Here is a 2,518-nt window from a genome sequence, read left to right on the forward strand (position 1 = left end):
AAGATACATCAAGATTTATTGATCGTGACAATCAAGAAAAACATACTTGACATATTTTATATAGGAGTTGTCTGTTCAAGATAAGATTCACTAGCGCTAATGCTAAAAAGCTAGAGAAAAAATGACGTTATATTGTCATGGCAATTATAAGGATAGAACTCAAGCTAAGGAAAAGGCAAGTTAAATTAGAATAATCACACATAATACCGCAAGTATGCGAAAGTCAAGAAAAATCTAATAGCTAAACTATTAAGCAATGTCCACTTATAAGATCGCGAAGGTTCTTAATTAAAAAAAAAGCAGCCGTAATAACTAGCTGGCAGAAATTACTATGTTGGGAGATTGACACTTACCATGCAAGAATTTTAGCCGACAATGAATTTTAGAACTTTGCTGCTGATTAACTAAACCATTATATATATACTACTAAAACTATACTTACTATTAAATAGGATAAGTTTATACATTTCAATAGACGTAATATCTATACAAACTAATACAAGCCTACATCCTGAAGTTACTTTAGTTAAGCAAATTTAAATTTATAGCTAAATTTAACATTGTTTGTTGAATAGTGCAACCTTTCTTTACATAATCTGATAATTAAAATCTGCCTATATATATCATATAAACTCCCCATATAGAAAAAATACAAGCTACAATAGTTGACCAGACTGGATGGCCATTATTAAGATATTTACCAGAATCGCCTTTTAAGTTATGGATATCTATCCAAGGAATAGCCCCTCGCCTCCACCAACCAGTAACAGTTATAGACTTACCAACAAGATCTCCATGATTCGTGATCGTAGGCCATAAGTTACCAACAGGACCTAATTGAGAAGAATAATGTAACTTTATCAGTCCTTCTGTTGTTTGTAGAATCAAATTTTGTCCCAACAAATTACTTATACCACTCTTACCGAGAAGTTGGCCTTTGAGCTGAATTGGTTGACTATCTAATGGCAAAGTTTCTGGATCGGTTAGCAATTCTAGCAAATTAGGATTTTGCAGGATTTTAGCTGGTTTAATATCGGGAAAAAAGTGATTAATCCTAATCAAAATACCAATACTAAAACCTATGGCTAAAGAGCCAACTAAAATCGAAATATCTCCCCATAACCAATCAAGTCTCCAAAGACCAACAGCAGAAGAAATTCCACCTATTAACCAAAATAAGCCAGTAAAAAGTAGACCTATTAACATTCCGAAAAAAGGCGCTCCCTGAAGTAAAAGTTTCTGTAAATTAAAACTTGGTGTAGTTAAATATTTCTCTTGTTGATTCCTACTTAACTGATTTTTTTCAATGGCATTAGCATTAATATTTTCTAAATTCAGCTCAGTCTCTAGCTGCCAAAAATTAGCAGATAAAGATAATATTTTTAACCGCTCGCCAAGCAAAGGATGGCTATCATTAATTGCCAACCAATGACGATATGGGTTGACAATATCCCAGTTAAAAATTGATTCAAAATTATTATGGGAACAAATGCTACCAACAGTAATAGCTTGACTTATTCCTACTGGCATTAATAGTTCAAAACTTTCTAATAAATTTCTAATTTTGCCTTGATTTTGTATATCATTAGCCATTCCAATTGTAATTTTAAGAATAGCTCGTGTCAGACCATTAGGATTTCCTGTTAAGTTACAAGCTAGGCGATCGCTATAATAGACTCTTCGACGAGATAACCATAAAATCGGCAATTTTAGCAACCAATATAAGCCATAACTAGGAGTAGAAATTATTGCAGCTAATACTCTAAAACCGGATACTAAAATAGGTAAACAAGATTTGATGAATTCTGGTAAAAAATCAGGTAATCCGCGCTCAACAAAATCTAATACCCAATCTGCCCAAAAAGTTAATTGCCAATAAATAGTGTAAGGAATTTGAAGCATCAAAGTAGCTATAGACATTAACAAAAAATCTCCATTTTTAACATGACTAATTTCCCTGGCATAAATAGTGGCAATTTCATCTTCTGCTAATTTATCTAACAATCCCTGACTAACAACTATTCTGAAAAAACGAGGCAACCATCCATAACTGAATGCTATAGGAACATCTATTGGTAAAATCTTTAATTTAATTTTTTGTATTTTTCGTTTTTGACAAAAGCTACGGAGTAGTTTATTGGCTTCTTTACTGTAATTAATTAGAGTTGTTGTTGGTAAATTTTGGAGACCATAACCAAGGGTTAATAACCCATCAATTAACCAGGGAGAGAAGATAAATAATACTGTCAGAAAAATTATAAAATTTCGAGTTGGGTCTCGGTAAAAAATTTGAATCGGTTGGAAATAAGGCAGCCAAACTAGGAAATCATTAGTAATATCTAAAGTCAATTTTAATATAGTCAGACTTAGCCAATATAGACTAGCACCCACAACTATTTTTTCTAGCCAGAAAAGAGTTAAGTTAGGAGATTTAAGTTGACGACCTCCTTTTGCTCTTCCAGCTTCACGCCATATTATTTTTGGTGAGCGATCGCCTGTATCTGTAGGAATATTTGTT

1 protein-coding gene is annotated in these 2,518 nt (G+C 32.6%); it reads right to left on the reverse strand.

Annotation, left to right across the window (positions count from 1 at the left end):
- Positions 1-603 precede the first annotated feature (603 nt).
- A partial coding sequence (locus tag F6K13_RS28050) for a M48 family metalloprotease (protein WP_287289135.1) occupies positions 604-2,518 on the reverse strand: 1,915 nt, incomplete at its 5' end.

The sequence above is a fragment of the Okeania sp. SIO2B9 genome, from assembly GCF_010672505.1.
Taxonomy (GTDB): Bacteria; Cyanobacteriota; Cyanobacteriia; order Cyanobacteriales; family Microcoleaceae; genus Okeania; species Okeania hirsuta.